22 protein-coding genes are annotated in these 25,757 nt (G+C 67.5%); 6 read left to right on the plus strand and 16 right to left on the minus strand.

Features of this window, described 5'->3' with window-relative positions:
* Window positions 1–114: 114 nt before the first annotated feature.
* Window positions 115–1,152, minus strand: coding sequence for a DNA polymerase III subunit delta (holA, locus tag M1D40_RS10680; RefSeq protein ID WP_445818920.1), 1,038 nt, complete (start codon window positions 1,150–1,152; stop codon window positions 115–117).
* A gap of 219 nt (window positions 1,153–1,371) precedes the next feature.
* On the opposite strand from holA, the gene M1D40_RS10685 reads away from it, so the two are divergent.
* Entirely contained in the window at window positions 1,372–2,010 is a 639-nt protein-coding gene (locus M1D40_RS10685) for a DUF4352 domain-containing protein (protein ID WP_461168812.1), read from the plus strand.
* A 134-nt stretch (window positions 2,011–2,144) separates the two neighbouring features.
* Here the strand turns inward: M1D40_RS10685 and M1D40_RS10690 are convergent, their stop codons facing one another.
* From M1D40_RS10690 to M1D40_RS10710, 5 genes are all read right to left on the minus strand, one after another.
* Window positions 2,145–4,952, minus strand: a complete 2,808-nt coding sequence (locus M1D40_RS10690) for a ComEC/Rec2 family competence protein (protein ID WP_461168813.1) — start codon at window positions 4,950–4,952, stop codon at window positions 2,145–2,147.
* 13 nt (window positions 4,953–4,965) lie between these two features.
* The gene (locus tag M1D40_RS10695) at window positions 4,966–5,949 is read right to left on the minus strand and encodes a helix-hairpin-helix domain-containing protein (RefSeq protein WP_461168814.1); all 984 of its coding nucleotides are present in this window, start codon (window positions 5,947–5,949) and stop codon (window positions 4,966–4,968) included.
* 155 nt (window positions 5,950–6,104) lie between these two features.
* The gene (locus M1D40_RS10700) at window positions 6,105–7,127 is read right to left on the minus strand and encodes a DegV family protein (RefSeq protein WP_461168815.1); all 1,023 of its coding nucleotides are present in this window, start codon (window positions 7,125–7,127) and stop codon (window positions 6,105–6,107) included.
* 61 nt (window positions 7,128–7,188) lie between these two features.
* Window positions 7,189–9,687, minus strand: a complete 2,499-nt coding sequence (leuS, locus tag M1D40_RS10705; protein WP_461168816.1) for a leucine--tRNA ligase — start codon at window positions 9,685–9,687, stop codon at window positions 7,189–7,191.
* Between the two features lie 193 nt (window positions 9,688–9,880).
* A complete protein-coding gene (locus M1D40_RS10710; RefSeq protein WP_461168817.1) occupies window positions 9,881–10,534 on the minus strand; it encodes a GNAT family N-acetyltransferase in 654 nt (217 codons plus the stop codon).
* Window positions 10,535–10,679: 145 nt separating this feature from the next.
* Here M1D40_RS10710 and M1D40_RS10715 point away from each other — a divergent pair, with 145 nt between their 5' ends.
* A complete protein-coding gene (locus M1D40_RS10715; protein WP_461168818.1) occupies window positions 10,680–11,699 on the plus strand; it encodes an RNA polymerase sigma factor in 1,020 nt (339 codons plus the stop codon).
* A gap of 103 nt (window positions 11,700–11,802) precedes the next feature.
* On the opposite strand, the gene glpK is transcribed toward M1D40_RS10715, so the two are convergent.
* Together glpK and M1D40_RS10725 are read right to left on the minus strand one after the other, a co-directional pair.
* Window positions 11,803–13,323 carry a glycerol kinase GlpK gene (glpK, locus tag M1D40_RS10720; protein ID WP_341394994.1) on the minus strand — a complete coding sequence of 507 codons (1,521 nt, stop codon included), beginning with the start codon at window positions 13,321–13,323 and terminating at the stop codon, window positions 11,803–11,805.
* 65 nt (window positions 13,324–13,388) lie between these two features.
* The gene (locus M1D40_RS10725; RefSeq protein WP_341395098.1) at window positions 13,389–14,126 is read right to left on the minus strand and encodes an MIP/aquaporin family protein; all 738 of its coding nucleotides are present in this window, start codon (window positions 14,124–14,126) and stop codon (window positions 13,389–13,391) included.
* A gap of 284 nt (window positions 14,127–14,410) precedes the next feature.
* On the opposite strand from M1D40_RS10725, the gene M1D40_RS10730 reads away from it, so the two are divergent.
* Genes M1D40_RS10730 through M1D40_RS10740 form a run of 3 tightly spaced genes read left to right on the plus strand, consistent with a single transcriptional unit; the run spans window position 14,411 to window position 17,276 of the window.
* The gene (locus M1D40_RS10730) at window positions 14,411–15,247 is read left to right on the plus strand and encodes an aldo/keto reductase (protein WP_461168819.1); all 837 of its coding nucleotides are present in this window, start codon (window positions 14,411–14,413) and stop codon (window positions 15,245–15,247) included.
* Window positions 15,247–16,185 (plus strand): alpha/beta fold hydrolase, encoded by a 939-nt coding sequence (locus M1D40_RS10735; protein WP_461168820.1) that lies wholly within the window; start codon window positions 15,247–15,249, stop codon window positions 16,183–16,185. The genes M1D40_RS10730 and M1D40_RS10735 overlap by 1 nt, the downstream gene beginning before the upstream one ends.
* A gap of 2 nt (window positions 16,186–16,187) precedes the next feature.
* A complete protein-coding gene (locus tag M1D40_RS10740; RefSeq protein WP_461171049.1) occupies window positions 16,188–17,276 on the plus strand; it encodes a glycosyltransferase family 4 protein in 1,089 nt (362 codons plus the stop codon).
* Here the strand turns inward: M1D40_RS10740 and M1D40_RS10745 are convergent.
* Window positions 17,273–18,292, minus strand: a complete 1,020-nt coding sequence (locus M1D40_RS10745; RefSeq protein WP_461168821.1) for an NADP-dependent oxidoreductase — start codon at window positions 18,290–18,292, stop codon at window positions 17,273–17,275. The two genes, M1D40_RS10740 and M1D40_RS10745, sit on opposite strands and share 4 nt — an antisense overlap.
* 59 nt (window positions 18,293–18,351) lie before the next feature.
* Window positions 18,352–18,783, minus strand: a complete 432-nt coding sequence (locus M1D40_RS10750; protein WP_461168822.1) for a MarR family winged helix-turn-helix transcriptional regulator — start codon at window positions 18,781–18,783, stop codon at window positions 18,352–18,354.
* 153 nt (window positions 18,784–18,936) lie between these two features.
* On the opposite strand from M1D40_RS10750, the gene M1D40_RS10755 reads away from it, so the two are divergent.
* Window positions 18,937–19,362 (plus strand): Hsp20/alpha crystallin family protein, encoded by a 426-nt coding sequence (locus M1D40_RS10755; RefSeq protein WP_461168823.1) that lies wholly within the window; start codon window positions 18,937–18,939, stop codon window positions 19,360–19,362.
* A gap of 34 nt (window positions 19,363–19,396) precedes the next feature.
* On the opposite strand, the gene M1D40_RS10760 is transcribed toward M1D40_RS10755, so the two are convergent.
* From M1D40_RS10760 to mihF, 6 genes are all read right to left on the minus strand, one after another.
* On the minus strand, window positions 19,397–21,595 hold the full coding sequence (locus M1D40_RS10760) for a primosomal protein N' (protein WP_461168824.1): 2,199 nt from the start codon (window positions 21,593–21,595) through the stop codon (window positions 19,397–19,399).
* Window positions 21,596–21,602: 7 nt separating this feature from the next.
* Window positions 21,603–22,832, minus strand: a complete 1,230-nt coding sequence (metK, locus tag M1D40_RS10765) for a methionine adenosyltransferase (RefSeq protein ID WP_461168825.1) — start codon at window positions 22,830–22,832, stop codon at window positions 21,603–21,605.
* An 84-nt stretch (window positions 22,833–22,916) separates the two neighbouring features.
* Entirely contained in the window at window positions 22,917–24,260 is a 1,344-nt protein-coding gene (locus tag M1D40_RS10770; RefSeq protein WP_461168826.1) for a bifunctional phosphopantothenoylcysteine decarboxylase/phosphopantothenate synthase, read from the minus strand.
* 91 nt (window positions 24,261–24,351) lie between these two features.
* Window positions 24,352–24,612, minus strand: coding sequence for a DNA-directed RNA polymerase subunit omega (rpoZ, locus tag M1D40_RS10775; protein ID WP_152217989.1), 261 nt, complete (start codon window positions 24,610–24,612; stop codon window positions 24,352–24,354).
* Between the two features lie 39 nt (window positions 24,613–24,651).
* Window positions 24,652–25,233, minus strand: a complete 582-nt coding sequence (gene gmk, locus M1D40_RS10780) for a guanylate kinase (protein WP_341394985.1) — start codon at window positions 25,231–25,233, stop codon at window positions 24,652–24,654.
* A 52-nt stretch (window positions 25,234–25,285) separates the two neighbouring features.
* Entirely contained in the window at window positions 25,286–25,603 is a 318-nt protein-coding gene (mihF, locus tag M1D40_RS10785; RefSeq protein ID WP_152217987.1) for an integration host factor, actinobacterial type, read from the minus strand.
* Window positions 25,604–25,757: the final 154 nt, after the last annotated feature.

Consider the following 25,757-nt stretch of genomic DNA (forward strand, 5'->3'; position numbering starts at 1 on the left):
CCGGACTGCTTTAACCAGCGGAAGTTACCAGCGGATGCCCGAAGCCCGCGGGTTGGCGCCGCCCTGCAACCCCACTCCGGGTTAGCGCCTCCCGCCCTTCAAACTCCCCGCGGGTCAGCGCCCCGCGGCAGCGAGGGAAATGACGGTGACCGCGTGCTCGACGGCGTAGACCGGGTCCCGGCCGGCGCCCTTCACCTGCGCGTCAGCTTCGGCCAGCACCTGGACGGCCTTGATCAGGGACTCCTGCGACCAGTGCTGGGCATCCCGGCGGGCCTGGTCCACCTGCCACGGCGCCATCCCCAACTCCTTAGCCATCGAGGCCGACGAGCCGCGCAGGTTCGCCACCTTGGCAACCGCACGCACCTTCATGGCCAGGGCACCGACCAGCGGCACAGGGTCGACGCCGGTGTCGAGCGCGTGCCGCAGCATGGACAGTGCCTGCCCGCCGCGTCCGGCCAAAGCGGCGTCAGCCACCTTGAACGCCGTGGCTTCCACCCGGCCGCCGTAGTACTTCTCGACAAGTTCTTCGCTGATCTCCCCGGTTGAGTCATCGATCAGCTGCCGGCAGGCGGCTGCAAGGTCCGCCAGCTTCGAACCTACGGCAGCCACCAGGGCACGGGAGGCGGACGGATCGATCCGGCGACGCGCAGCCTTGAATTCCACCGCTACGAATTCCAGCTTTTCGGTGTCCTTCTTGAACGGCTGGCAGTCCACCACGGTAGCTCCCGCGCCCTTCACCGCATCCAGCAGCTTCTTGCCGCGGTTACCGCCGCCGTGGTGCATGACCAGCACGGTGTCCGGGGCGGGATCGGCCAGGTAAGCGAGCGTGTCAGTGAGGAAATCCTCATTCATGGTGGCCAGGTTGGAAGCTTCGATGAGTTTGGCCTCGCCGAACAATGACGGGCTGGACTGCAGGGTCAGCTCTCCGGACGCATACGTGGACGCGTCCATACGGACCAGTTCCGTGTCCGGCTGGTTTTGGCGCAGGGTGGTCCGGATCCGTTCCATCGCCCGGCCCGCCAGATAGTCTTCGGGACCGGTGAGCAGCACCACCGGCGCCGGTTCGACCTCGCGCCAGGACACCGTCTTCCCTGCGGACTTTCCCGCGGGCTTGGACGTGCTGCGCTTTGCAGAGGGGACGGCCGGATTCACAGCGAACAGACTCCTGGGATGGAAACAACAAACGGTAAGGCGACTCTCCAACATTACCTGCCGGGGCTCCCCGGATGCCTGCCGGTGATTCTCCCGGCACCTGCTGGCCCTGGCAGGGGATTTTCACCGGCCGGCGGGGCACTACACTCCATACAGGCCGTGTGTCTCCGGACACACGGCCATCTCTGTGTCAGTCTCAAATCGAAGGAACACACCGTAATGAACGCCATGAAGAAATCCCTGACCATGCTGGCCCTGGCAGGGTTGTTGGGCATGACCGCCTGCTCCACGGACGCGACCAAGGAAGCGTCGGCCCCAAGTTCCCCGCCCGCGGCCACGAGTGAGGCGAAGGAATCCGCCACTGCCACCAGCGACCCCAAGAAATCTGCTTCCGCCACTCCGAGCCAGTCGCCGTCGGCGTCATCGGACGCATCGGACGCATCGGACGAAGTAGCGGAGTTCGGCGAGGAGTGGACCTACGACGATGGAATCTCAGTGAACATCGCCTACACCGGCGGCAAGACGGCCAGCCAGTATGCCTCCGGGGCAGAGGCAACCGCCAACCAGGTACGGCTGTTTGATGTGAGCGTCACCAACAACAGCAAAGAGGTCTTCGACCCGGCCATGTTCAACGTTGACGTGAATTACGGCGCCGAAGGCACTGCCGCCAAGCGGGTCTTCGACAGCGGCAGCGGTCTCGACGGCCAGTTCCAGGGCAAGGTCCTCCCCGGCGGCACCCAGAAGGTGACCATGGCCTTTGCGGTCCCGATCGATGGCCCGCTGGACCTGCTTGTGACCACGAGCCCGAGCTGGGACCACGACGAAAAGCTGTACTTCGGCGAGGCTGTCCAGCCGTAGCGCTGATCCTCCGTAACACTCATCTCCGTTGCGGAAACCGGGCGGCGCGTGCCTGCAGGCACGTGCCGCCTTTGTTATCTCTCAGGACCGGAGCCATCCGGATCAGGGCCCATCCCGATCGGAGTCCATCCAGATCAGGGCCCATCCAGTTGCCGGATCCGCAGTCCCCTGCCCTCCAGGCCAAGGGTGACTGAGCCGAGCAGGTCGGTGCGAACCACTGCGGTGCCGGCATCCTCCAGTGCCTGGAGGATCACCGGGCCCGGGTGGCCGTAGTCGTTGTCCGCGCCCACGGAGATCAGCGCCAGCTCCGGCCGGAGTTCTTCGATCAGCTGAGTGCCTCCGTTCCGCGCCCCGTGATGCGGCACCTTCAGCACGTCCACTCCTTCGTTCACCAGCCGCGTGTTGCGGGACAGCATCCGGGCCGAGGCATCCTCTTCAATGTCCCCGGTGAGTAAAAGCGTGAAGACGGACCCGGCCGGACCGCTGTCCTGATCAACCGTGATCAGCACAACCGCACTGGCGTCGTTCTCGGTCGCCTGCACCGCGCCCTCCCCTGGCGGCCACAGGACCTCCCATTGGACCGTTCCACTGCGCGAAGCCATTCCTTCGCTAAGCCGCACCGTCTCAGCTCCGGTCTCGTCAAGCACCTCCCGCAGCGGCCCGGCAAGCTGCTGCTCGGCAGTGGAGTACGCGATGTGCTCCACCCGGCGTCCCCTGAGTACGCCGGCGGCTCCGCCGTAGTGGTCAAGATGCGCGTGGGACAGGATGAAAAGGTCTATCGTCTCGACCCCCAGCCGGCGCAGGCACCGGTCAATTGCATCCGGATCGGGGCCCGCATCGATAACGACGGCGCTGTGCGGCCCGGTACTCACCACCAGCCCGTCGCCCTGACCCACATCGCAGGCAGCAGCGACCCACTGGCCAGGTGCCGGCCCGCCGGACCCCAGCCGGTCCCAGGCCGCAACGGCTCCGGAGGGAAGGAGCAGGAGTGCAGCGGCTGCCGCCGCCGTCCTGCGCCACCCCGGCCTTGCCAGGTCGGAGAACAACGACGGTACAGCCGATCCCGGGGCCGTCTGCTGCTTTGGCCGGCCGCCGTTTTCCCGCCGTCCAGCCCCTGCTTCAGGCCTGTCCGGCCCGGACCGCCTTTCTATGCCGCCCCTCTCCAGCCGCCACAGCAGAGTGACTCCTGCAGCTGCGGCGGCAGCCATGAGGACGGCGCCCGGGGCTCCCCCGGGCCACGGTAGCAACGATCCGGGCAGGCCGGCGAAGGACCGCGCGACGAATGCCGTCCAGGCTGCTCCGGCACCTGCCGCCAGCAGGAGCGGACCGGCCAGCACCGGGGCAGTGGACGCCAGGACTGCTGCTGCCATTCCGGCAATTGTCACCAGGGGTATGACGGGCGCAACCGCAACGTTCGCAGCCAGTGAGAAGAGCGGGACCTGCGGCTGGAGCAGTACCAGGACCGGAGAGCAGAAGAACTGCGCGGCCAGCGGTACCGCCAGAGCCGCTGCCAGGGGCCACGGCAGGAAGCGGGAAAGCACCTTGGTCAGGCGGGGCCCGAGCAGTATCAACCCGGCCGTGGCCAGGACCGAGAGAATGAATGCGTAGCTGCCGCTGAGCCAGGGGTCCACAGCCAGCAGGACGGCGATTGACAGGCACAGCAGCGATGCCGGCAGCTTTCCCCGTCCGGACAGAATCGCCAGCGTTCCCAGGCTGCCCATGACAGCGGCCCTCAGAACGCTCGCGTCAGGCCGGACCACGAGGACAAATCCGAGCAGCGCCAGGATGCCTGCGGCGGCGGCAGCACTGCGCGGCAGCCGTGCCGCGCGGGCAAGAAGGAAAACGAAGGCCAGGAGAAACCCGCAGTTGGCACCGGACACGGCAACGATATGGGTGAGGCCGGTATTCTTCATGGCCGCTTCCAGCGTCGGGTCAAGCGTGCTGCGGTCCCCGAGTGCCATGCCCGGCAGAAGTCCGGCCGCATCCTTTCCGTAGACGCCCGAGTGGTGGTTTGCGGCAGCTGCAAAGGCAGTGCGGATACGGGCGGTCTCCCCGACCCAGCCATCAGCCGGCACAACGTGCGGCTCTCCGTTTGCATACAGGACAGCGACCGAACGCTCGCCCGGGTCGGCAGCCTGCAGCGGCCCTGACGCACTGAACGTGTCACCCAGGTGGATGCTCCCGAAGCCGCTCCCGCCAATGATCAGGACGGTTGCTGCTGAACTGAAGCGCTGCCCTGCACTGGTTGCTTCCTCAAGCACTGCCTCCACCAGATAGCGGGGGGTTCCGCTGAACCCGTCCGCAGCTGCGGCCCGTGCATCGGTCGCTGCCCGGAACTGCCCGGTGATGGTTGCCCCCGCAGCGATGGCGGTACTGACGGGCCCGGCGGTCCGTTCAGTCAGGGACGTTCCGGCACAGACGCACACCAGGGCGGCAGCTGCCGCGGGAACGGCTGTGGCGCGTGCAAGAGTCCTCAGCAGCAAAGGTGCAGCCGGCCGCCGCGGCCGTTGCCGCCCCCGCCGCCGGGCCGAGCCCGGCATAGTGACAACCAGCAGGACGGCCGCTGCTACGGCCAGGGCGACGCCGGCCGTGGTGACTGCACCCCCGTCGCCCCGCACTGCAAGGACGGCGGCACACCAGGCAGCCGCTGCCACCGGAACAAGCCGCAGCTCCAGCAGGGGGTGCAGCTGGATTTCCGGTGGAGTTTCCGTCGCGCGCTCACGTGTCCGCTGCACGATCCGGGCGGCAAACGCGGATCCGGCACGCCTGCGTTCAGCTCCATCGGCTGCGCTACCGCCCGCTCCGGGCGAATCCCGGGGGAAAGGCAGCTGGGCCGGACCGCGAAGTGCGGCCGCCGAATACCGGTGCCAGCGGCTGCGGCTGCCGCTGCCGCTGCCGTGAGCTGCCGCGTCCGGAGTCCGGGTGTTCTCCTGCTCAGGCATGGCCGGGCCCCAGTCAGACCGTGATGAGCGGCAGGAGTGCAGCCAGCATGGCTTCGCCGATGCCCGGCACCGCATCAATATCCTCGGGACGTCCAAAGCGCCCGTGTTCACTGCGCCAGGCAATGATTCGTTCGGCGATCACGGGCCCAACCCGGGGCAGTGCATCCAGGTCCTGCACCGAGGCAGTGTTGATGTTGACCAGCGCTTGTGCACCTGATCCCGGGGCGGCACCGGTACCCGACGCGGCTCCGGAGCCGCCGGCCGCTCCGGTACCCGTGTCTGCGCCCGAGACCGCGCCGGTTCCTGCGCCGCCATCGGCCGGCGCGGGTGCCTGCTCTCCCATCCTGGGCACAATAACCATTGCTCCGTCCTGCAGCGGAGCCGCGAGGTTGACGGCCGTCAGGTCTGCCTCGGGCACTGCTCCCCCGGCGGCCTCCACGGCATCGCCGGCCCGGCTTCCGGACGGAATCCGGACTACGCCGGGACTGGTGACGGCCCCGGCAACATGAACGACCAGAACGGACGGACCTGCCGGCTCGCCGGGAGCACCGGTGCCGCTGCCCTGGTCCGGGCCGGAGTCCCGGCTGTTGCCCTGACCCTGGTTGTGGTCCTGATCCTGGATGTGGTCGGAAGGATTATCGTCCCCGGGCCCGGCCCCAACCCCGGTGCCGCTCCCGGATCCGTCTCCCGCCGGGGAAGCCGAGGGAGCGGGATCCAGTTCAACGCTCGTAACCTCGGCCGGCGGCCCCCCGCCCTTGAAAACCACCAGCGCGGCCACCGTGCCCACCAGCAGACAGACCGCCAGGACAGAAGCACGAAAAGAGATCAGCCAGCGGCGCCTCTGCCGTTCGGGCGGCGCCCCGCCCCACTCGTTATCGGGCGCAGCCCCGTCACCGTATTCTCCGGCAGCCGTCCCTGGTTCTTCAACGGACGCCGGGGCCCGGGAGCGGGAAAGCCGCGGCGCGGACGGGGACGTGTCCCAACGGTGGTCTGCCATGCCAGGAATCTAGCCCGGGGAAGGAGCCCGCGGTGCTGCCGGCGATCCGCCTGAGGGGAAGGCGCCCGGCACAGTGGCATCGGCGTCACCTGTGCAGGACGCCCCTGCGCTTCTGGTCCTGCCGCCTGGGTGTTGGCCCTGCACTCCGGCGGCGGTTATCCGCCTGCCGGCCCGCTTCCCGCGGTGGAATCCGTCCCCGTCCCCGAACGGTCATTCGGGGCGCCCGGAACCTGCGGCGGTGCAGCTGCTTCACCGGCAACCGCCACCGCCAGGACACCGAGACCCGCATGGGCGGCCAGCACCGCAGGCAGCGAGCAGATCATCAGTTCCACATCGGGGGAAGCTTCGGCGATGGTCCCGGCCAGACGCTCAGCCTCGCCCTCGTTTCCGAAGTGATGCACGGCAACGCGCACCCGTCCGGACCGGGCGGCAATGTTCTGCTGCACCAGTTCGGTCAGCCTCAGGAGGGCACGCGGGGCGGAGCGCACCCGTTCCAGCGGCACTATTTTGCCCTCCCGCACCACCAGGATGGGCTTCACGGCAAACAGGGTGCCAAACCAGCCCGCAGCAGCGCTGACACGCCCGCCGCGGCGCAGCTGCTCCAGGCTGGGAACGTAAAAGAGGATGCTGACGGAGCGGGCGGCCGCCCGGGCCGCTTCCGCAACCGACTCCCCCGAACCGCCGTCGCGCGCAGCTTCCGCCGCCGCAACAACGGCAAAACCCAGGCCCATGGCCACGCTGGCGGTATCGATCACGGTAACGGGAATGGAGGCACTCCGGGCGGCGAGCCGGGCTGCATCCACCGTTCCGGAGAGCTGGCCGGACAAATGCAGCGAGACCACCGACGAGCAGCCGGCGGCGGCCAGTTCCGCGTACGCCGCCTCAAACTGCCCCGGCGACGGGCGCGAGGTCCGCACTTCGGAGCCCTGCGCCAATGCCAAGGCGAGGGCGCCGATCATGCGGTCGGTGCCCTCGCCGTAAATCTGGTCGCCGATCATGACCGGCATGGAAACCACCCGCACCAGGTCCGTGACTGCTGCGGAGGCTGCCCAGTTTTCGGGCAGCGCGGCGGCGGAGTCGGTGACCACGCCGACCCGGGGCGCGGGGGCGGCTCCGGCTTCGCGGAGCCGCCCCCGTTTCGCTCGCTGGCTCAGCTTTTCCAGCCAGTCCGCGTTCATCCGTCCCCCGTGCCGCTTACCCGTTGTTGCCTGCCTGGCCTGTTGCCGTCCGTGCGCCAGCCTACGCCGGAACGACGTTGACGAGCTTCGGGGCGCGCACGATGACGGTGCGGATGTCCCGCCCGTCCAGGGCCTTCTGCACCGGCGCGGAAGCCAGTGCCAGTTCGCGCAGGTCTTCCTCGCTGATGTCGGCGGGCACCTCGAGGCGGTCGCGGACCTTGCCCTGCACCTGGACGACGGCGGTAACCGTGTCCTGGACGAGCAGCTTTTCGTCCACGGCCGGCCAGCCGGCGTTCGCCACCGAAGCCGGGCGGCCCAGCAGGGACCACAGGTCTTCGGCGGTGTAGGGCGCGAACAGGCTCAGGATGATCGCCACTGTCTCGGCAGCTTCGCGGACCGCGGGGTCCGCTCCGCCGACGCCGGAGTCGATCGCCTTGCGGGTGGCGTTGACCAGTTCCATGGTCCGGGCCACCACCACGTTGAACTTGTTGTTCTCCAGCAGTTCGGTGGCGTCGGCAACGGTGCGGTGCGTCAGCGCGCGCAGCTTCTTGTCTCCGGTGGAAAAGTCCACGCCGGGTTCGCTGGTGACGGCCTGCCCCAGGCGCCAGGCGCGGGCCAGGAACTTCGCGGAGCCCGACGGCGAAACGTCCGCCCAGTCGACGTCGTCCTCCGGCGGGGACGCGAAGATCATGGTCAGGCGCACGGCGTCGACGCCGAACTTGTCCAGCTGCTGACCCAGGTCCACACCGTTGCCCAGGGACTTGGACATGGCCTTGCCGCCGTTGAGGACCTGGCCCTGGTTCAGCAGCGAGCTGAACGGCTCGCTGGTTTCCAGCAGGCCCATGTCGTGGACCACCTTGGTGAAGAAGCGTGCGTAGAGCAGGTGCAGGATGGCGTGCTCCACGCCGCCCACGTACTGGCCGACCGGCATCCAGTTCTTCGCCGCTTCGGGATCAAACGGTCCGTCGGTGTAGTGCGGGGAGACAAAGCGCATGAAGTACCAGGACGAGTCCACGAAGGTGTCCATGGTGTCGGTGTCGCGCTTGGCCGGGCCGTCACACTTTGGGCAGGAGACGTTGACCCAGTCATCCACCGAGGCCAGCGGCGAGGTGCCCTTCGGCGCCAGCGCCTCGCCGCGCAGCCCGGTGGGCAGCGTGACCGGCAGCTGGTCATCGGGAACCGGAACCTCGCCGCAGTTTTCGCAGTGGATGATCGGGATGGGGGTGCCCCAGAACCGCTGGCGGGAGAGCAGCCAGTCGCGCAGCCGGAAGTTCACGAACTTCTCGCCGGTGCCCTGTTCCTCGAGCATCCCGATCGCGGCCGGGATGGCTTCGGACTTCGGCAGGCCGTCCAGGGAGCCGGAATTGATCAGGGTGCCCTCGCCGGTGGTGGCGGTGCCGGACACGGCCGGGTCCTCTTCTCCGGTGTCCAGGACAGCGCGGACGGGCAGGTCGAAGGTCTTGGCGAAATCCAGGTCGCGCTGGTCGTGGGCGGGCACGGCCATGATGGCTCCGGTGCCGTAGTCGGCCAGTACGTAGTCCGCGGCCCAGACCGGCAGCTTCTCGCCGTTGAGCGGGTTAACGGCGTAGCGGCCGGTGAACACGCCCGTCTTGACCCGTTCGGTGGACTGGCGCTCGATGTCTGAGAGGGCCTTGACCTGCTCGCGGTAGTCCAGCAGGGCGTCCATGTTTTCGTCGGTGGTCAGCTCCACGGCCAGGGGCGCGTCTGCGGCGACGACGAAGAACGTTGCCCCGGCGAGGGTGTCCGGGCGGGTGGTGAAAACGGTGACCTGCTCGGCCGGCTTGTCGCCGTCGGCTTCGATCTTGAACCGGACGTGCGCGCCTTCGGAGCGGCCGATCCAGTTCTTCTGCATGGCCAGCACGCGCTCGGGCCAGTGACCCTTGAGCTGGTCCATGTCATCCAGCAGGCGGTCGGCGTAATCGGTGATCTTGAAGTACCACTGGTTCAGCGACTTCTTGGTGACCTGCGTGCCGCAGCGTTCGCAGGCGCCGTTGACAACCTGTTCGTTGGCCAGCACGGTCTGGTCCTTGGGGCACCAGTTGACCGGGGAGTTCTTGCGGTACGCCAGGCCTCGCTCGTAGAAGCGCTTGAACAGCCACTGCGTCCAGCGGTAGTACTCGGGATCCGAGGTCTGGATCCGGCGCGACCAGTCAACACTGATGGCGTAGCGCTTGAACGACGCCGCCTGGGTGTCAATGTTGCGGTAGGTCCAGTCGCTGGGGTGCGCGTTGTTCTTGATGGCGGCATTTTCGGCGGGAAGGCCGAAGGAGTCCCAGCCGATCGGGTGCAGCACGTCATAACCCAGCTGGCGCCAGTAACGCGCGACGACGTCGCCCATGGCAAACGCTTCAGCGTGGCCCATGTGCAGGTCGCCGGACGGGTACGGGAACATGTCCAGCACGTAGCGGCGTTCCTTGGAGCCGTCGTCGGCGGGCTTGAACACGCCGAGCTCATCCCAGACCGCCGGCCACTTCTGCTCGATGTCCGCAAAACTGTAGACGGCCTCTTCAGACTCATCCGTCTGTGACTGCGTACTCACTGTTGTCGCCTCTGTCCTCAAAGAAATTTTGTTGATCCGCGGTTCCCGGTCCATGCCGGTTCCGCCGCTTAAAACTCAAGTTCCGTCACGCTCTCCCCCAGACACACAAAAGCCCCTCGACAGGCAAGGGGCTTGGCCGCGCACGGACGGTGCGCGGCTACCTAAGGAGGAGGGAAGCGTTCATCTTTCCACTTTACAACAGCACCGCCCGTACACCAGCCGAACCGCGGGCCGGTGAGGCGGCGGGCGGCGGTTGACGAAGCGCCGGGCGGGCCATTGAGTACACCAGCGAATCCTCCCGCATGCCGCGGATGAGCTTGTGTGCCGGAAGCCGCCGGAGCAAAACCATGCCGGTCTTTTCGAGAACACGGGCAGACGCGGCGTTGCCGGGGCGGCAGGTCGCGGAAATCCGGTCCAGCCCCAGTACGGTGAAGCCAAAATGTACGACGGCGGCGGCGGCCTCGCTCGCGTAGCCGCGGTTCCAGTGTTCGGCGGCGACCACATAGCCGGTTTCACCGGTGCGGCCTTCCCTGCCGGGGCCTTCGTGCTCCACCCGTTCCGCGTCGGCCGTTTCCGGGTCCAGCGTCAGGCCCGCGGAACCGAACGGGGAGCCGCCGTCCTTCAGGGTGAGCGCGAAGGTATAGGCCCTCCGGGGCACGGTGGCTTCCTCGGCCAGGCAGGCGGCGAGGAAATCACGGCTGTCCTGCAGCGTGTTCGGTCCCCATTCCACGAACCCGGTCAACCGCGGATCGGAGGCGAAGCGGTGCACGGCGGCCAGGTCCCCCGGGGTGTACGGGCGCAGGGTCAAACGGGGTGTGTGCAGCTCCAGCGGCTTCGGCAGTTCCATGTGCCGATTCTGCCGCATGGAAGCGCCTTGCGTATCTTTTCGGGGCGTCCGTGCGTCTACCGGATAGGAACATGGCACAGTGTCATGCTTTCAACGAGCCGACCGTGAAGCGCACTGCGCACAGGGTCCCGGAAAAGGGGTAGAGATGACAACTGAGCTGGATACACCGGAGCTGGACGGGCGGCTTCGCGGCGAGCTGCGGCAGGCACGGCGGGACTTCCTCGTGGCCCTTGAACCGGTCCGGGCCTCGGTCTACCGTTACTGCCGCAGCCTCACCTCCAATGTGTGGGACGCCGAGGACCTGCTGCAGGAAACCCTCACAAAGGCACTGGCCGACGCGTCCCGGCGCCATGAGCCGATTGCGAACACCCAGGCCTGGCTGATCCGTATCGCTACGAACACGTGGCTGGACTCGCTTCGGCGCAGCGGCAGGATGACCCCTGCGGACTGGACCGATCCGGGCATCGACCTTCCCGACGACACCGCAGCGGACCCCCTGGTTTATGCGGCGGTGGAGGACGCGCTGCGGCAGTTGCTGTTGACGCTGCCGCCGCGGGAGCGGGCCTGTGTGGTCCTCAAGGATGTTTTCTCCTATCCGCTGGCTGAAATAGCCGGCATTCTCGACACCACCGCCGGAGCCGTGAAGAGTGCCCTGCACCGCGGGCGGGCCTCGCTGCAGGCAGCGCAGCAGGCCGGGGGCACGGCTGAAGCCGCCCGGCTGGACGCTGCACAGGCCGTCCGGCCCGCCGCCCATGCGGCAGTGCTGCGCCAGCTGGCCGATGCGTTTGCCGCCTATGACATCGACGCAATGGTGCGCCTGTTCCTGGCGACGGGAGGCACCGACGTCGTGGGCAACGTCAGCGAAACCGGGCACGAGCAGATCCGCACCGGATCGATGAACCACACCTTCGGCCCGGACGCCGCTGAACTGTACCGGCCGAGCATCCACTGGTTCGACGGCGAGGAAGTCATCCTCCTGTGGGAGCGTCCGAAGGACGCCCCGGACTCCCCCGAGGTGGTTGCCGACGTCCTGCGGGTCTACTGCGTCGAGGGTGAACCGCTGATCGCCCGGCTTCACTGGTACTTTTTCTGCCCCGAGCTCATCAGTGAGGTTGCCGGGGGCTTGGGCCTGCCGTTCAAGACCAACGGAGTCAGTTACTTCTAACCGGCAGGCATAAGCGCAGGAAGGGCCCCGGCGGAAATCCGCCGGGGCCCTTCGGTCCTGCTGCTAAACCAGCGGTCCTGCCGCTGGATCATCCGGGAACCGGTTACAGCACGTCCTCGTCGACCCAGTCGAAGGTCCGGGTGACGGCCTTGGACCACAGGCGCATCTGGCGGTCCCGCTCGCTGTCCTCCATCTGCGGAGTCCAGCGCTTGTCTTCCGCCCACTTGGTGGCCAGCTCGTCCGTGTCATTCCAGTATCCGACGGCCAGACCTGCGGCATAGGCCGCACCGAGCGCGGTGGTTTCCACGATCTTGGGCCGGACGACGTCGACGCCGAGGATGTCGGCCTGGAACTGCATGAGCGCCTCGTTGGCCACCATGCCGCCGTCAACCCGCAGTTCGGTGAGCGGCACGCCGGAGTCGGCGTTGACGGCGTCGAGCACCTCGCGCGTCTGGAAGGCCGTGGCCTCCAGCGCCGCACGGGCGATGTGGTTCTTGTTCACGAAGCGGGTCAGGCCAACAATCGCGCCGCGGGCGTCGGAACGCCAGTGCGGAGCGAAGAGTCCGGAGAAGGCCGGCACAATGTAAACGCCGCCGTTGTCGGTGACCTCGTTGGCGAGGGCTTCGACCTCCGGAGCGCTCTGGATCATGCCCAGGTTGTCGCGGAGCCACTGGACCAGCGAGCCCGTGACGGCAATGGAACCCTCAAGGGCGTAGACCGGCTTGGCGTCGCCGATCTGGTACGCCACGGTGGTGATCAGGCCGTTCTCGGAACGGACAATCTCTTCGCCGGTGTTGAAGATGAGGAAGCAGCCGGTGCCGTACGTGTTCTTGGCGGCGCCCTGCCCGAAGGCGGCCTGGCCGAAGGTGGCTGCCTGCTGGTCACCGAGGATGCCGGCAACCGGCGTTTCGCGGAGCAGCTGCGAGGTGTGCACGGTGCCGTAGACCTCGGAGGAGGACTTGATTTCCGGCATCATGGACAGCGGAACGCCGAAGTCCCTGAGGATGTCTTCGTTCCAGGTCAGGCTGTCCAGGTTCATGAACAGCGTGCGGGACGCGTTGGTGACATCGGTGATGTGCACGCCGCCGTCGGTTCCGCCGGTCAGGTTCCAGACGATCCAGGAGTCGGTGTTGCCGAAGAGCAGGTCTCCGGCTTCGGCACGTTCCCGTGCACCCTCAACGTTGTCCAGGATCCACTTGATCTTGGTGCCGGAGAAGTATGTGGCCAGCGGCAGGCCAACCTGCTCCTTGTACCGGTCCAGGCCGCCGTCCTTGGACAGCTCGTTGACGGTCGGCTGCGTGCGGGTGTCCTGCCACACGATCGCGTTGTACACCGGCTTGCCCGTGGTCTTGTCCCAGACCACGGCGGTCTCGCGCTGGTTGGTAATGCCCACCGCGGCGATGTCGTGGCGCGTCAGGTTCGCCTTCGACAGCGCGGTACCGACAACCTCGCGGACATTGGTCCAGATTTCCTCGGGATCGTGCTCCACCCAGCCGGCCCGCGGGAAAATCTGCTCGTGTTCCTTCTGGCCGGTAGAGACGATGTTGCCGTCGTGGTCAAACACAATGGCGCGGCTGCTCGTGGTCCCCTGGTCAATGGCAATGATGTAGGTCGGATCAGGCATGGTTAACTCCTTTTACTGCTGATGGTTGGGATGGCACGCGGAACAGGCCGCAGGTGCCGGAGAGCTTAGACGACCGGCATGGGGATGCCGTTGAAGACCAGGCCGGCGAGTGAACCGCCGAGGATGGGACCGACAACCGGAACCCAGGAGTAGGACCAGTCGCTCTTGCCCTTGTTGGCAATGGGCAGCAGGGCGTGCACGATGCGGGGGCCGAGGTCACGCGCCGGGTTGATGGCGTAACCGGTGGGTCCGCCGAGGGAGGCGCCGATGGCGACCACCAGCAGGCCAACGGCCAGGGGGCCGAGCTCATTCGGGGTTCCGCCGAACGAGAGAATGACGAAAACCAGAACGAAAGTTCCGATCACTTCAGTGACAACGTTCCATCCGTAGGACCGGATGGTTGGACCGGTGGAGAAAACGCCCAGGATGTTTGCCGCATCCGGCTCGTCGTCGAACTGCTTCTTGTACGCCAGCCAGGCCAGCACGGCGCCGAGCATCGCACCCAGCAGCTGACCCGCCAGGTAGACGAGGACGGACACAAAACTGGTTTCCACGCCGGGAGCCAGGTCTGAACCGTTGAAAATCAATCCGAAAGTCACAGCGGGGTTCAGGTGCGCGCCGGACTGCACCGCCACAAACACACCCGCGAACACGCCGAGACCCCAGCCGAAGTTCACCATGAGGGTTCCGCCCCCATTGCCCTTCGTTTTACTCAGCGCCACGTTCGCCACCACACCGCAACCAAGCAGTATCAGTATTGCCGTTCCCGCCAACTCACTGAGGAATACCTCACCGAGAGTCACCATTGACTTCTCCATCCTTCTGATCAGATTTACCGGCTGATGCTCAACCGGCCTGGAATAACTCTGTCATGACTCTGCCCCCACCCAGGCACGCAGGTACCACGCGCGCGGTATTTCCACTTGCGCAGTATCTCGATCTTGCACTATGCAAGCAAGGACTCCACCATAACCGGGTATACCCGTGCTCCGCGGCGCGCGCCGGGGCCGGCTGGGCCGGGTCGGAACCCCCGCCGAGCCCACGGGCAATTCCGCCGGCAGCGGCCACACTCGGTAGAGTCTTGAGCATGGAACCGGCCCCCGCACAGACCCTCAATAACGGCGTCCACCTGGACCAGGTGGGCTTCGGCACCTACAAGGTCCCGGCAGCGGACGCCCCCCGGCTCGTTTCCGAGGCGCTCGACGCCGGATACCGGCATATCGATACGGCAGCCCTGTACGGCAATGAAGAAGGCGTGGGCGAGGCCATCGGCACCTTTACAGCCGCCCGCGGCGTGTCCCGGGACGAGATATTTCTCACGTCCAAAGTGTGGAACTCGGACCAGGGCTACGACCGGACGCTGCGTGCTTTCGATGCCTCAATGGACCGGCTGGGCCTGGACATCCTTGACCTGTACCTCATCCACTGGCCCTGTCCGGAGCGCGGCCTGTTTGTGGAAACCTACCGCGCGCTGCAGGAGCTGTACCGCTCCGGCCGCGTCCGGGCCATCGGCGTCTCAAACTTCCAGCCGTCCCACCTGCGGCAGCTGCTGGACGCCGCCGACGTTGTCCCGGCCGTGAACCAGATTGAGCTGCACCCCTGGCTGCAGCAGCGCGAACTGCGTGGCCTGCACGACGAGCTGGACATCCGCACTGTCGCGTGGAGCCCGCTGGGGCGCGGCGCCGTCCTGGCCGATCCGGTCATCACCGCGGCGGCCGCCGAACTCAAGGTGTCGCCGGCACAGGTCATCCTGCGGTGGCACATGGAACAGGGGAACATCGCCATCCCCAAGGCCAGCTCCCCGGAGCGGATCGCGGAAAACCTGGATCTCTTCTCGTTCGAGCTGACCCCGGACCAGCGGACCGCCATTGCGGGCATGGACCGGAACCAGCGCTCCGGATCGCACCCGGACGAGGTGAACTAATGCGGACCGCAGCCGGAAACAGCAGCACCGACGGCATCAGGCTGCAGCGCCGCGCTGAGGTCCGCACTTTTCCGGTGCGCGGCACGCTCCAGCGCTGCTGGGATTTTCCCGCCCTGCCCGACGGCGACGGCGACGGCGCTTCAGCCGCGCTGCCCCCGATTTTCATGGTCCACGGCTTCCGCGGCGACCACCACGGCCTGCTGCGCATTGTCGAGGCGCTGCCGCGGCACCGCGTCCTGGTTCCCGACCTTCCCGGCTTCGGTTCCGCCGAGCCGCTGCCCGGGACGCACGACGTCGACGCGTATGCCGGCTTTGTGGCGGCCGCGCTGGACGGCGGAGTGCCGGGACTTGGGCCGGACACCGTCCTGCTGGGCCATTCCTTTGGTTCGATCATCGCTTCCCGGGTGGCGGCGGACCAGCCCAGGCTGATCAGTGAACTGGTGCTGGTGAATCCCATCTGCGAACCGGCACTCGAGGGACCCAAAGGCATCACGAGCAAGGCAGCCGAACTGTACTACCTGGCAGCGGCACGCCTGCCGGAGCGCCTAGGCATGGCCCTGCTGCAGCACCCGGTGATCGTGCGCGGCATGAGCATCTTCATGGCCAAGACCCGCGACCCCGGGCTGCGCCGCTGGATCCACGGCCAGCACCGGGCCTACTTCAGTGCTTTCGCCAACCGGAACGTGGTCCTGGACGCCTTCCGGGCCTCCATTTCCTCCACCGTCCGGGACACGGCAGAGCGGCTGGGGATGCCGGTCCTCCTGATTGCCGCCGAGCGCGATGACCTCGGCTCAGTGGCCGGCCAGCGCAGGCTCGCCGCGCTGATCCCGGACGCCGAGCTGCACGTGCTGCCCGGCGTCGGGCACCTGGTGCATTACGAGGCCCCTGCAGAGGCCGCGGCCCTGATCACCGATTTCCTGGCCAGGAGGCACCCGTGAGCCTGCGTATTGCCGTTGATGCCCGGTTCACGCGGACCGACCACCATGACGGAATCAGCCGCTACGGCGCCTCCCTGATCGAGGCAACCGCCCGGCATGCCGAGGTGCTCATGCTCATCTCGGACGAGCGCCAGCTGGCGCTGCTGCCGGATCTGCCCTGGGTGAAGATCAACAGCCCGCTCTCCCCTGCCGAGCTGCTGGTCGCCTTCCGCCTCAACCGGCTGGGCGCCGACGTCGTCGTCTCCCCCATGCAGACGATGGGCAGCTGGGGCCGGAAGTATCCGCTGATCCTGACCCTGCATGACCTGATCTACTACTCCAACCCGACGCCGCCCGGCTTCCTGCCGCTGCCCGTGCGCCTGCTGTGGCGCCTCTATCATCTGGCGTACTGGCCGCAGCGGCTGCTGCTGAACCGGGCCGACGTCGTCGCCACCATCAGCGACACCACGCGTTCCCTGATGGCCCGGCACCGGCTCACGAAGCGGCCGGTGCGCATCGTCGGCAATGCACCGCAGCCGGGCGCTCCGGTGCGGAATCCGGAGGACCCGCCGGAAAAGGTCCTGCTCTACATGGGCTCGTTCATGCCGTACAAAAACGTTGAAACCGCGGTGCGCGGAATGGCGCACCTGCCCGGCTACACGCTGCACCTGCTGAGCCGCATTTCCCCGGCCCGGCGCAGTGAACTCCAGGCGCTGGCCCCGGCAGGCACCGGCCTGGTTTTCCACAACGGCGTGAGCGACGAGGAATACGGGAAGCTGCTCCGCTCAGCGACCGCCCTGATCACCCTGTCACGGGCCGAGGGCTACGGACTTCCGATGATCGAGGCCATGGCCGCCGGAACACCGGTGGTCGCCAGCGACATCCCCATTTTCCGGGAAGTATCCGGCGGCGCCGCCCTGCTGACGGACCCGGACAGTCCCGAGGCGTTCGCCGCCGCTGTCCGGGAACTGTCCGATCCGGACCGCTGGGCCCGGGTTTCGGAGGCCGGCCTGCGCCGGGCCGCCGAATACTCTTGGGAGACCTCGGCCCGCCAGCTGCTGGAGGCCGCCGCAGAGGCGATGCGCCTCCGCGGCGGAACGGCCCCCTCCTAGCCCTCGAGCGTGACGATCATCTTGCCCTTGTTGGCGCCCTTCATCAGGTCGATGAAGGCCTGCGGGGCGTTCTCGAGGCCCTCCACGAAGGTCTCGTCATAGCTCACCCTGCCGTCACGCAGCCAGCCGGACATCAGTTCCGCAAACTCGTCGGCGTACTGGTTGTAGCTGCCGACAATGAAGCCGCGCAGGGTGAGTTCCTTGCCGATGGCCAGTGCCAGGTTCCGGGGCCCGGTGGGCGCATCGGTGGTGTTGTACTGCGAGATGGCGCCGCACATGGCGATCCGTCCGTACTTGTTCAGCACCGCAATCGCGGCTTCGAGGTGCTCGCCGCCCACGTTGTCGAAGTAGACGTCGATGCCGTCCTCGCCGGCGGCTTCCTTCAGCTGCGCCTTGACCGGGCCGTCGTGGTAGTTGAACGCGGCGTCAAAGCCGAGGTCAAGCAGGCGCTGGACCTTCTCTGCGGAACCGGCGCTGCCAATGACCTTCTTTGCTCCCAGAGCCTTGGCGATCTGGCCGACCAGGGACCCGACGGCGCCCGCGGCACCGGAAACGAAGACGACGTCGCCTTCCTTGAACTCTGCAACCTTCGTCAGGCCGGCATAGGCGGTCAGGCCGGTCATGCCCAGCACCCCCAGGTAGGCCGTGGCAGGAGCCAGCGCGGTGTCGATGATGCGGGCACGCCTGCCGTCGAGGACGGCGTAGTCGCGCCAGCCCAGGCCGTGCAGCACGAAGTCTCCCGCCTTGTGGTTTTCGGAGCGGGATTCAATGACCTCACCGATCGCGCCGCCGTCCAGCGGGGCATCAAGCTGGAAGGGCGGAACGTAGGACTTGACGTCATTCATGCGTCCGCGCATGTAGGGGTCCACGGACATGTAGCGGTTGCGGACCAGGACCTGCCCGTCCTCCAGTTTCTGCACGGGGACTTCGGCGAGCCGGAAGTTCTCCTCGGCGGGCCAGCCTTCGGGGCGGGACGCCAGCTGGATTTCGCGGCCGGTCTCGGGATAGTTGGTCATGGAATGCCTTCCTTTGCTGGGCACGGGGCCCGGTGGGGATATGCGGAAAAATGTCGTTCTCAGCGTGCCGCTGCGCGCAGGGCCGCCGTCACCTTCGCGAGGGTTTCCTGCAGCGCGCGCAGTTCTCCGGGCTCAAGGCCGGCGGCTTCGGCAACCCGCTGCGGCAGGTGCAGGGCTTTCTCCTGCAGGGCACGGCCGTTTTCGGTCAGGTGAACCTCGACCCGGCGCTCGTCGGCGGTGGAGCGGCGGCGGTGCAGCAGCCCTGCGGCTTCGAGCCGCTTGAGCAGGGGTGAGAGCGTGCCCGAATCCAGCTCCAGGGACCGCCCGAGATCCCGGACGGTCACGCCGTCGTTCTCCCACAGGACCGTCAGCACCAGGTACTGCGGGTAGGTCAGGCCCAGCTGCTCCAACAGCGGGCGGTACACGGCCGTGGCCGCCCGGGAGGCCGAGTGCAGCGAGAAGCAGACCTGGCGGTGGAGGGAATCGTTCATTCCCCGAACCTAACGCACAATTGAGTTGTGCACAACCGAAGCTGGGCGTTCTGGGTTTTTGAGACGGACCCGACGGCGTCCTAAACTGCTGGTATTCGAGTGCGGCGGCGCTCTCCGGCATGGATTCCGCATGGAACAAGGGAGTTGATACCGATGAATTCTCGGTTCGATCCGGCACCGGGATTGGACCTGCCCGACCCGCAGCTTTCCGGCCTTGAAGGGCCTGCGGAAGCCAGCGGCATCCCCGTGGATCTGTACCACGGGGAGGACCACTACATTTTGAACGCCGACCTCCCGGGCCTGGACCCCGGCTCCCTGCATGTCGGCGTCCGGGGCCGGGTCCTGACGGTCAGCGGGCACCGCACCCTGCGGGATCTCGCCGGATCGGACTGGCTGGTTCGCGACCGCCGCCGCGGACTCATCGAACGGCAGGTGCTTCTGGGTCCGGAGGTCGACGCCGCCAACATCAGCGCGCAGTACAGCTGCGGCGTCCTCAGCGTCTTCCTGCCGGTGGATCCGGCCCGCCGGCGGCGGAAGATCGACGTCCGGCACGACACCGGGGCAGCCGGGGCGTCCTGACACCGTTCCTCCGCGCCGGGCCCGCCGGGCCCGCCTACAGGACGTCGGTGCCGTCAACCCGCACATACACCGGATCACCGGTGCGCTTGGCGGACACTGCAGCCTTGGCGGACCGCATTGCTGCGGTCACTGCCGGAGCTGCGGCGTAGGAAAAGAACAGCAGTGTGCGGTAGCGGCCGCCGGTGCCGCCCAGCTGACCGTCGCGGTGCACCGGAACCGGGCCGGGCGGATCCTCCAGGGGCGCCGGCCCCACCACCCGGGTCTCGGCCGGCAGGTCCAGCCGGGGCAGGAAGGCCGCCAGCGCTTCCCGCGACCCGGTAAGTTCGGCGTACCGGACGGCCGGCGGCAGGCCCAGCTCGCCGCGCAGCGCCAGTTCGCGTTCAGCGGCGCCGGCCGGATCCCAGCGCAGCAGGTGCCCGACGGTTGACGTGTCGTCAGCGGTAACCACCACCAGGCCCTTGTCTCCGGCCGGGCGCACCAGGGCCGCGGCACTGAACCACCGCCGCAGGGTCTCCTCCCCCGCCCGCAGCGACTCCCGCGACATCATCGCGTTTCCGTCCAGCAGAATGGCAGCGGCATAGCCGCCTGCCGCCACCGGTTCCGCACCCGGTGTTGCCACCACCAGGGCCGGGGAGTCCGGAACCTCGGACCGTACGTGGTCCCCTGCCGAGGAAATGACCGTCACCGAGGGAAAAGCCCGGCCCAGTTCCTCGGCGGTGCGTCCGGCGCCGGCGGCGGATCCGCGCAGGTGGGTGCCGCCGCAGTTGCCGCAGCTCCACACCGGTTCCGGCCGCCCGCACCAGCGGCAGGCAGGAATGCCGTTCCGGCTGGCCAGCCCCAGCGGGCCGGAGCAGGCGCGGCAGCGTGCCGGCTCGCGGCAGTCCTGGCAGGACAGCGCCGGCGAAAACCCCGTCCGCGCCACCTGCACCAGCACGGGGCCCCGGGTTAGTCCGTCCTGCGCCGCCTTCCACGCGGCATGCGGAATCCGCGCCCGGGCGGCCAGCGGATCCCGTTCCAGGTTGAAGGAATCCACGGTGCTGACGACGCGCGGCGCCAGCGACCGCACAGTACTGCGCTCGGCGGAAATGCTGGCCGCCCATCCGCTGGCGACCAGGCGCTGCGCCTCGGTGCTGCGTGAGTGCGAGGCCAGCAGCAGCGCCGTGTCCTCGGCGGCGGCCCGCAGCAGCAGCACGTCGCGGACGTGCTGGTAGGGCGCCCGCTGTTCGGCATGCAGGTCATCGGCGTCGTCCCACAGCACCGCCAGTCCGAGGTTGCGCACCGGCGCGTAGGCCGCGGACCGGGTCCCGATAACCACCTGCACGTCGCCGTGCAGCACCTGCAGGAAGCTGCGGTAGCGGGGGGTGGGGCCGTCGTCGGCGGTGAGGCGGACAAACGACGCCGCACCGATGCGCTCCGCCAGTGCGGCCTCAACGCGGGCAAGGTCCTTTGCATCGGGCACGACGACGACGGCGCCGCGCCCGGAGAGCAGGGTTGCCTTTACTGCAGCTGCGATTTCCGCCGGCCAGGCCCCGGCGCCGTATCCGCCCAGCGACGAAAACACGGCCCGGGGGCTGTGCCCCGCGGCCAGGTGGGTCAGGAACCGCGGCCCGTGCGGATAACGCGTCCAGGGGTTGGGGCCGGAGCCTTCGGGACCGGACAGGACAGTCTCGGGTGACGGCAGCTCGCCCGCGGCTGGCTGATCATCGGAGGGGGCATCGGTGCCGGGGTTTGCAGCCGCAGCGGCGGCTTCCCGGGCCTGCGGCGTAAACTCCTTGTCCACCCGGGCGGCGCGCGGCGGCACCGCCACTCGGAGCACGTCATGGACGGTGCCGGAGTAGCGGGCCGCCACTGCCTCGGCCAGGCGCAGGATCTGCGGCGCGAGGACCGGCTGCGGCGAAACGACCTTTCCCAGCGGCATGAGGCGGGCCGAGGTGTCCGCCTCGGCGCTGCGGGCGGTAATGAAGCCCGACAGCTCCTGCCCGCCGAACCGGACCCGGACGCGCGCGCCGGGGACGGCGTCGGCGTCGAGGTTTGCCGGCACCAGGTAGTCAAACGCCCGGTCCAGGTGCGGCAGCGGCGAATCCAGCAGTACCCGTGCGATGGGCAGCTCCGGTGCCGACGGCTGGGTGCCCAGGTTGCGGGACGGGGAGACAAAGCCGTGCAGCAGGGACAGTTGCCCGGTTTCTCCGGCCGGTTCCTGCTGCCCGGCCTTCCCTGCCGGTTCCTGCTGCATGTGCCGGTTAGGCGTTGAAGTAGCGGCGGAGGTCCTCGGCCTTGTCCTTGCGCTCCCAGGTGAACTCCGCATCCTCGCGGCCGAAGTGGCCGTTGGCAGCAGTCTTCTGGTAGATCGGGCGCTTCAGGTCAAGCGAGTTGATGATGCCCAGCGGGCGGAGGTCGAAGACCTCCTGGATGGCATCGGCAATGCGGGCCGGGTCCACGGTTTCGGTGCCGAACGTCTCCACGTAGATTCCCACCGGGTGGGCCATGCCGATCGCGTAGGCGATCTGGATTTCAGCGCGCCGGGCCAGCCCGGCGGCGACGACGTTCTTGGCCACCCAGCGCATGGCGTAGGCGGCGGAGCGGTCCACCTTGGACGGATCCTTGCCGCTGAAGGCGCCGCCGCCGTGGCGGGCGAATCCGCCGTAGGTGTCAACGATGATCTTGCGCCCGGTGAGTCCGGCGTCTCCAACCGGACCGCCGATGACAAAGGGGCCGCCGGGGTTCAGGATGTGCTTGACATTGGAAATGTCGAGCTCGGTGTTGGCCAGGACCGGCTTGATGACATGGGTGACCAGGTCCGCGCGGAGCTGCTCCAGTTCGACGTCGACCGCGTGCTGCGAGGAGATAACCACGGAGTCCACGGAAACCGGCCGGTCGCCGTCGTATCCGATGGTGACCTGCGTCTTGCCGTCGGGGCGGAGGTAGTCCAGGGTTCCGTCCTTGCGGACGGCCGTCAGGCGCTCGGACAGCCGGTGTGCCAGCCAGATGGGCGTGGGCATGAGGACGGAGGTCTCATCCGAGGCATAGCCGAACATGATGCCCTGGTCCCCCGCGCCCTGCACGTCATAGGGATCGGCGTTCTTGCCGGCACGGTTCTCCACGGAGTTGAACACTCCCGAGGCGATCTCCGGAGACTGCTGGCCGATGGACACCGAGACGCCGCAGCGGGCGCCGTCGAATCCGTTGGCCGAGGAGTCGTACCCGATGCCGAGGATGGTGTCGCGGACCAGCTGCGGGATCTCCACATAGCCCTCGGTCGTGACCTCCCCGGCCACATGGACCAGGCCGGTGGTGACCAGGGTCTCCACCGCCACGCGGGACTCGGGGTCCACCTTGAGCAGGCCGTCCAGGATTGCGTCACTGATCTGGTCACAGATTTTGTCCGGGTGACCTTCAGTGACGGATTCCGAGGTGAAAAGACGCAGCCCGTCGCGGGCAGCTGAAAGTACTGGAGCATCTGGGAAAGTCACGTGTTTTACTCTACTGGGTCTTGGGCCGGGCCCCGAATGCCGGGGGCGGCCCGTGGACGTGATCCCGCGCCGGCAGGACCCGGCTCAGCGGACGGGAAGCGCCGCGGAGAGCTCCTGCGATATCCGGGCGATAATCCGTCCGGCAATCTCGGTCTTGGTTCCGGTGTAGGTGGGGGCGGGCGCCGTTTCGGAGTCGGCGGGTGAAAGCAAAGTCACTTCCGTAACGTCCTGGCCGAACACCAGGGACACGCCCACCCGGTTGAGCACCAGCAGTTCGCAGCCCTTGCGGGCCAGTTTCTGCCGCCCGTAGTCCAGCACTTCGGCGGTTCCGTCGCCGGTTTCCGCTGCGAATCCGACGATGACCGCGGGAAGGGCTCCGCCGCCGGGCGTTCCCGAAGCGTTCCGCTCCTGCACGGCCTCGGCGAGGATGTCCGGGTTGCGGACGAGGGTGATGACCGGGTCTTCGCCGTCGTCGCGCTTCTTGATTTTGGTGTCGGAGTTCCGGTCCGGCCGGAAGTCGGCCACGGCTGCCGCCATGATCAGCACATCGGATGCAGGCGCCGCGGCGTGCACGGCCTCGCGGAGCTCCAGCGCAGTTTCGACCCGGATCAGTTCCACCCCATCGGGAGCCGGAACGTCCATGTGCGCGGCGATAAGGCGGACACGCGCGCCGGCCGCGAGGGCGGCGCGGGCCAGGGCGACACCCTGTTTGCCGGAGGACCGGTTGCCGAGGAACCGCACCGGATCCAGCGGTTCGCGGGTGCCTCCGGCCGTGACGGTCACGGTCCTGCCCTCAAGTGCACCGGAAACCCCAAATGCAGCGGAAAGGTCGGAGGAAGGGAGGGCGGTGCCGTCCGCCGGGTTCCCGGCGGCGGGGGCAGGCGCGGTGCCGGCGTCCGGAACCGGGCCGGCGGCGGCCAGGGCAGCCGCAAAGATGTCTTCGGGGTCCGGCAGGCGGCCGGCGCCGGTGTCCTTCCCGGTCAGCCGCCCCACTGCCGGTTCCATCACCAGGACACCCCGGCTGCGCAGCGTCGCCACGTTGGCCCGGGTAGCCGGATGGGACCACATTTCAGTGTGCATGGCGGGAGCAAAAAGGACCGGCCCCCGTGCCATCAGCAGCGTATTGGTGAGCAGGTCATCGGCCTGCCCCGCGGCAGCACGGGCCAGAAGATCGGCGGTGGCCGGTGCCACAACAATTAAGTCCGCCTCGTGGCCGAGACGGACATGGTTGACCTTCTCCACCTCGTCGAAAACCGAACTGGAGACGGTGTTGCCGGACAGGGCCTCCCAGGTGGCCACCCCGACAAACCGGGTGGAGGCTTCGGTGGGAATGACCGACACATTGTGTCCGGCCTCCGTGAAAAGACGCAGCAGCGACGCGGACTTGTAGGCGGCGATGCCGCCGCCCACACCCAAGACAATGCGCACCGCTGCTGCTCCTGACCCCGGCCGAAGCGGCCGGCTTTTTCGAAAGGGCCGCCCGGTTCAGGACGGCGGTGCCTTTATCCGGCAGGTAGGACTATTCGGCCGATTCGACCGGACGGCTGACGAGCATGCCTTCGTTGATCTCGCGCAGGGCGATGGACAGCGGCTTCTCGTTCAGCTTGGTTTCCACCAGCGGGCCGACGTATTCAAACAGGCCCTCGTGCAGCTGGGAGTAGTAGGCGTTGATCTGGCGTGCGCGCTTTGCGCCGTAGATAACCAGGGCGTACTTCGAGTCTGCAACGTTCAGCAGGTCGTCGATCGGCGGGTTGATGATGCCTTCAGACACAGTAGACACAGATTCTCCAAAATCTTTTGTACGGGATGTTGCGGTGCGTCAGCGCGGGCGCGGACTGATTCCCATGAGTGATACAAGCTCAGCTGCTGCCCGCTGGACGTCATCATTTACCACGGTGTGATCGAACTCGGGCTCGGCAGCAAGTTCCAGTTTAGCGGTTTCCAGCCTTTGCTGCTGCTCTTCGGGCGTTTCGGTGCCGCGTCCGACCAATCGGCGCACCATTTCGTCCCACGACGGCGGGGCCAGGAACACGAAATTGGCCTCCGGCATGGATTCCTTGACCTGGCGTGCCCCCTGCAGATCGATCTCCAGGAGTACCGAGCGGCCCTCCGCCATGGCGGACTCGACGGTGCTGCGCAGCGTGCCGTAGCGGTTGCGGCCGTGAACTACGGCCCACTCGAGCATCTGGCCCTCTTCTACGAGTGAATCGAATTCCTCGGCTGAGACGAAGAAGTAATGCACACCGTTTTCTTCGCCCGGGCGGGGCGGGCGGGTGGTGGCTGAAACGGACAGCCACACCTCCGGATAATTGTCCCGAATGAACGTGGACACCGTGCCTTTGCCAACTGCGGTTGGACCTGCAAGAACTGTCAGCCGCGGTTGCGACACTGGGGACCTCATTTGCTCTCGTTGTGACTCGGCCCCGACGGTGCGGCCGCAGTGAGAGCGGCCCCTAGTCGGACTCCAAATGTTCGATCAGCGCTTTGCGCTGGTGGACGCCCAAACCGCGTACACGGCGGGTTGGTGCGATACCTACGGTAGTCATTATTCCAGCTGCGCGGCGCTCTCCGACGCCAGGCAGTGCCCGGAGCAGATCCACCACCTTCAGGCGGCCTACTGCTTCCTCGGAAGACCGGGACAGAATGACCTCTTCCACGGACAATTCCCCGGTCTTGATTTTGGCCTTGATGTCAGCCCGGACGGATCTGGCTGCGGTTGCCTTCTCCCGGGCCCTGGTGCGCTCGTCTTCGGTCAGTGGCTTGAGGTTCAACAGACCCTCCCGGGCAAGGACTGGCCCGGCACAGCCGCACAAATCACAGCGGCGGTGCTGGGGCGGTGCTGGTGTATGGGGGTACGGTCTGAACCTATCCGCAACCCCGCCGCAATTGCAACGTGCACCGCTACCCGATCCCCTTCCCGCAGAA

It is taken from the genome of Arthrobacter sp. Z1-15 (genome assembly GCF_054792395.1).

What these genes read in the sequence shown, in the direction of transcription:
- M1D40_RS10685 (WP_461168812.1), top strand. Translation starts at nt 1,372, where the DNA reads ATGAACGCCATGAAGAAATCCCTGACCATGCTGGCCCTGGCAGGGTTG.
- M1D40_RS10690 (WP_461168813.1), bottom strand. Translation starts at nt 4,952, where the DNA reads ATGCCTGAGCAGGAGAACACCCGGACTCCGGACGCGGCAGCTCACGGC.
- M1D40_RS10695 (WP_461168814.1), bottom strand. Translation starts at nt 5,949, where the DNA reads ATGGCAGACCACCGTTGGGACACGTCCCCGTCCGCGCCGCGGCTTTCC.
- M1D40_RS10700 (WP_461168815.1), bottom strand. Translation starts at nt 7,127, where the DNA reads ATGAACGCGGACTGGCTGGAAAAGCTGAGCCAGCGAGCGAAACGGGGG.
- M1D40_RS10710 (WP_461168817.1), bottom strand. Translation starts at nt 10,534, where the DNA reads ATGGAACTGCCGAAGCCGCTGGAGCTGCACACACCCCGTTTGACCCTG.
- M1D40_RS10715 (WP_461168818.1), top strand. Translation starts at nt 10,680, where the DNA reads ATGACAACTGAGCTGGATACACCGGAGCTGGACGGGCGGCTTCGCGGC.
- glpK (WP_341394994.1), bottom strand. Translation starts at nt 13,323, where the DNA reads ATGCCTGATCCGACCTACATCATTGCCATTGACCAGGGGACCACGAGC.
- M1D40_RS10730 (WP_461168819.1), top strand. Translation starts at nt 14,411, where the DNA reads ATGGAACCGGCCCCCGCACAGACCCTCAATAACGGCGTCCACCTGGAC.
- M1D40_RS10735 (WP_461168820.1), top strand. Translation starts at nt 15,247, where the DNA reads ATGCGGACCGCAGCCGGAAACAGCAGCACCGACGGCATCAGGCTGCAG.
- M1D40_RS10745 (WP_461168821.1), bottom strand. Translation starts at nt 18,292, where the DNA reads ATGACCAACTATCCCGAGACCGGCCGCGAAATCCAGCTGGCGTCCCGC.
- M1D40_RS10750 (WP_461168822.1), bottom strand. Translation starts at nt 18,783, where the DNA reads ATGAACGATTCCCTCCACCGCCAGGTCTGCTTCTCGCTGCACTCGGCC.
- M1D40_RS10755 (WP_461168823.1), top strand. Translation starts at nt 18,937, where the DNA reads ATGAATTCTCGGTTCGATCCGGCACCGGGATTGGACCTGCCCGACCCG.
- M1D40_RS10760 (WP_461168824.1), bottom strand. Translation starts at nt 21,595, where the DNA reads ATGCAGCAGGAACCGGCAGGGAAGGCCGGGCAGCAGGAACCGGCCGGA.
- gmk (WP_341394985.1), bottom strand. Translation starts at nt 25,233, where the DNA reads ATGAGGTCCCCAGTGTCGCAACCGCGGCTGACAGTTCTTGCAGGTCCA.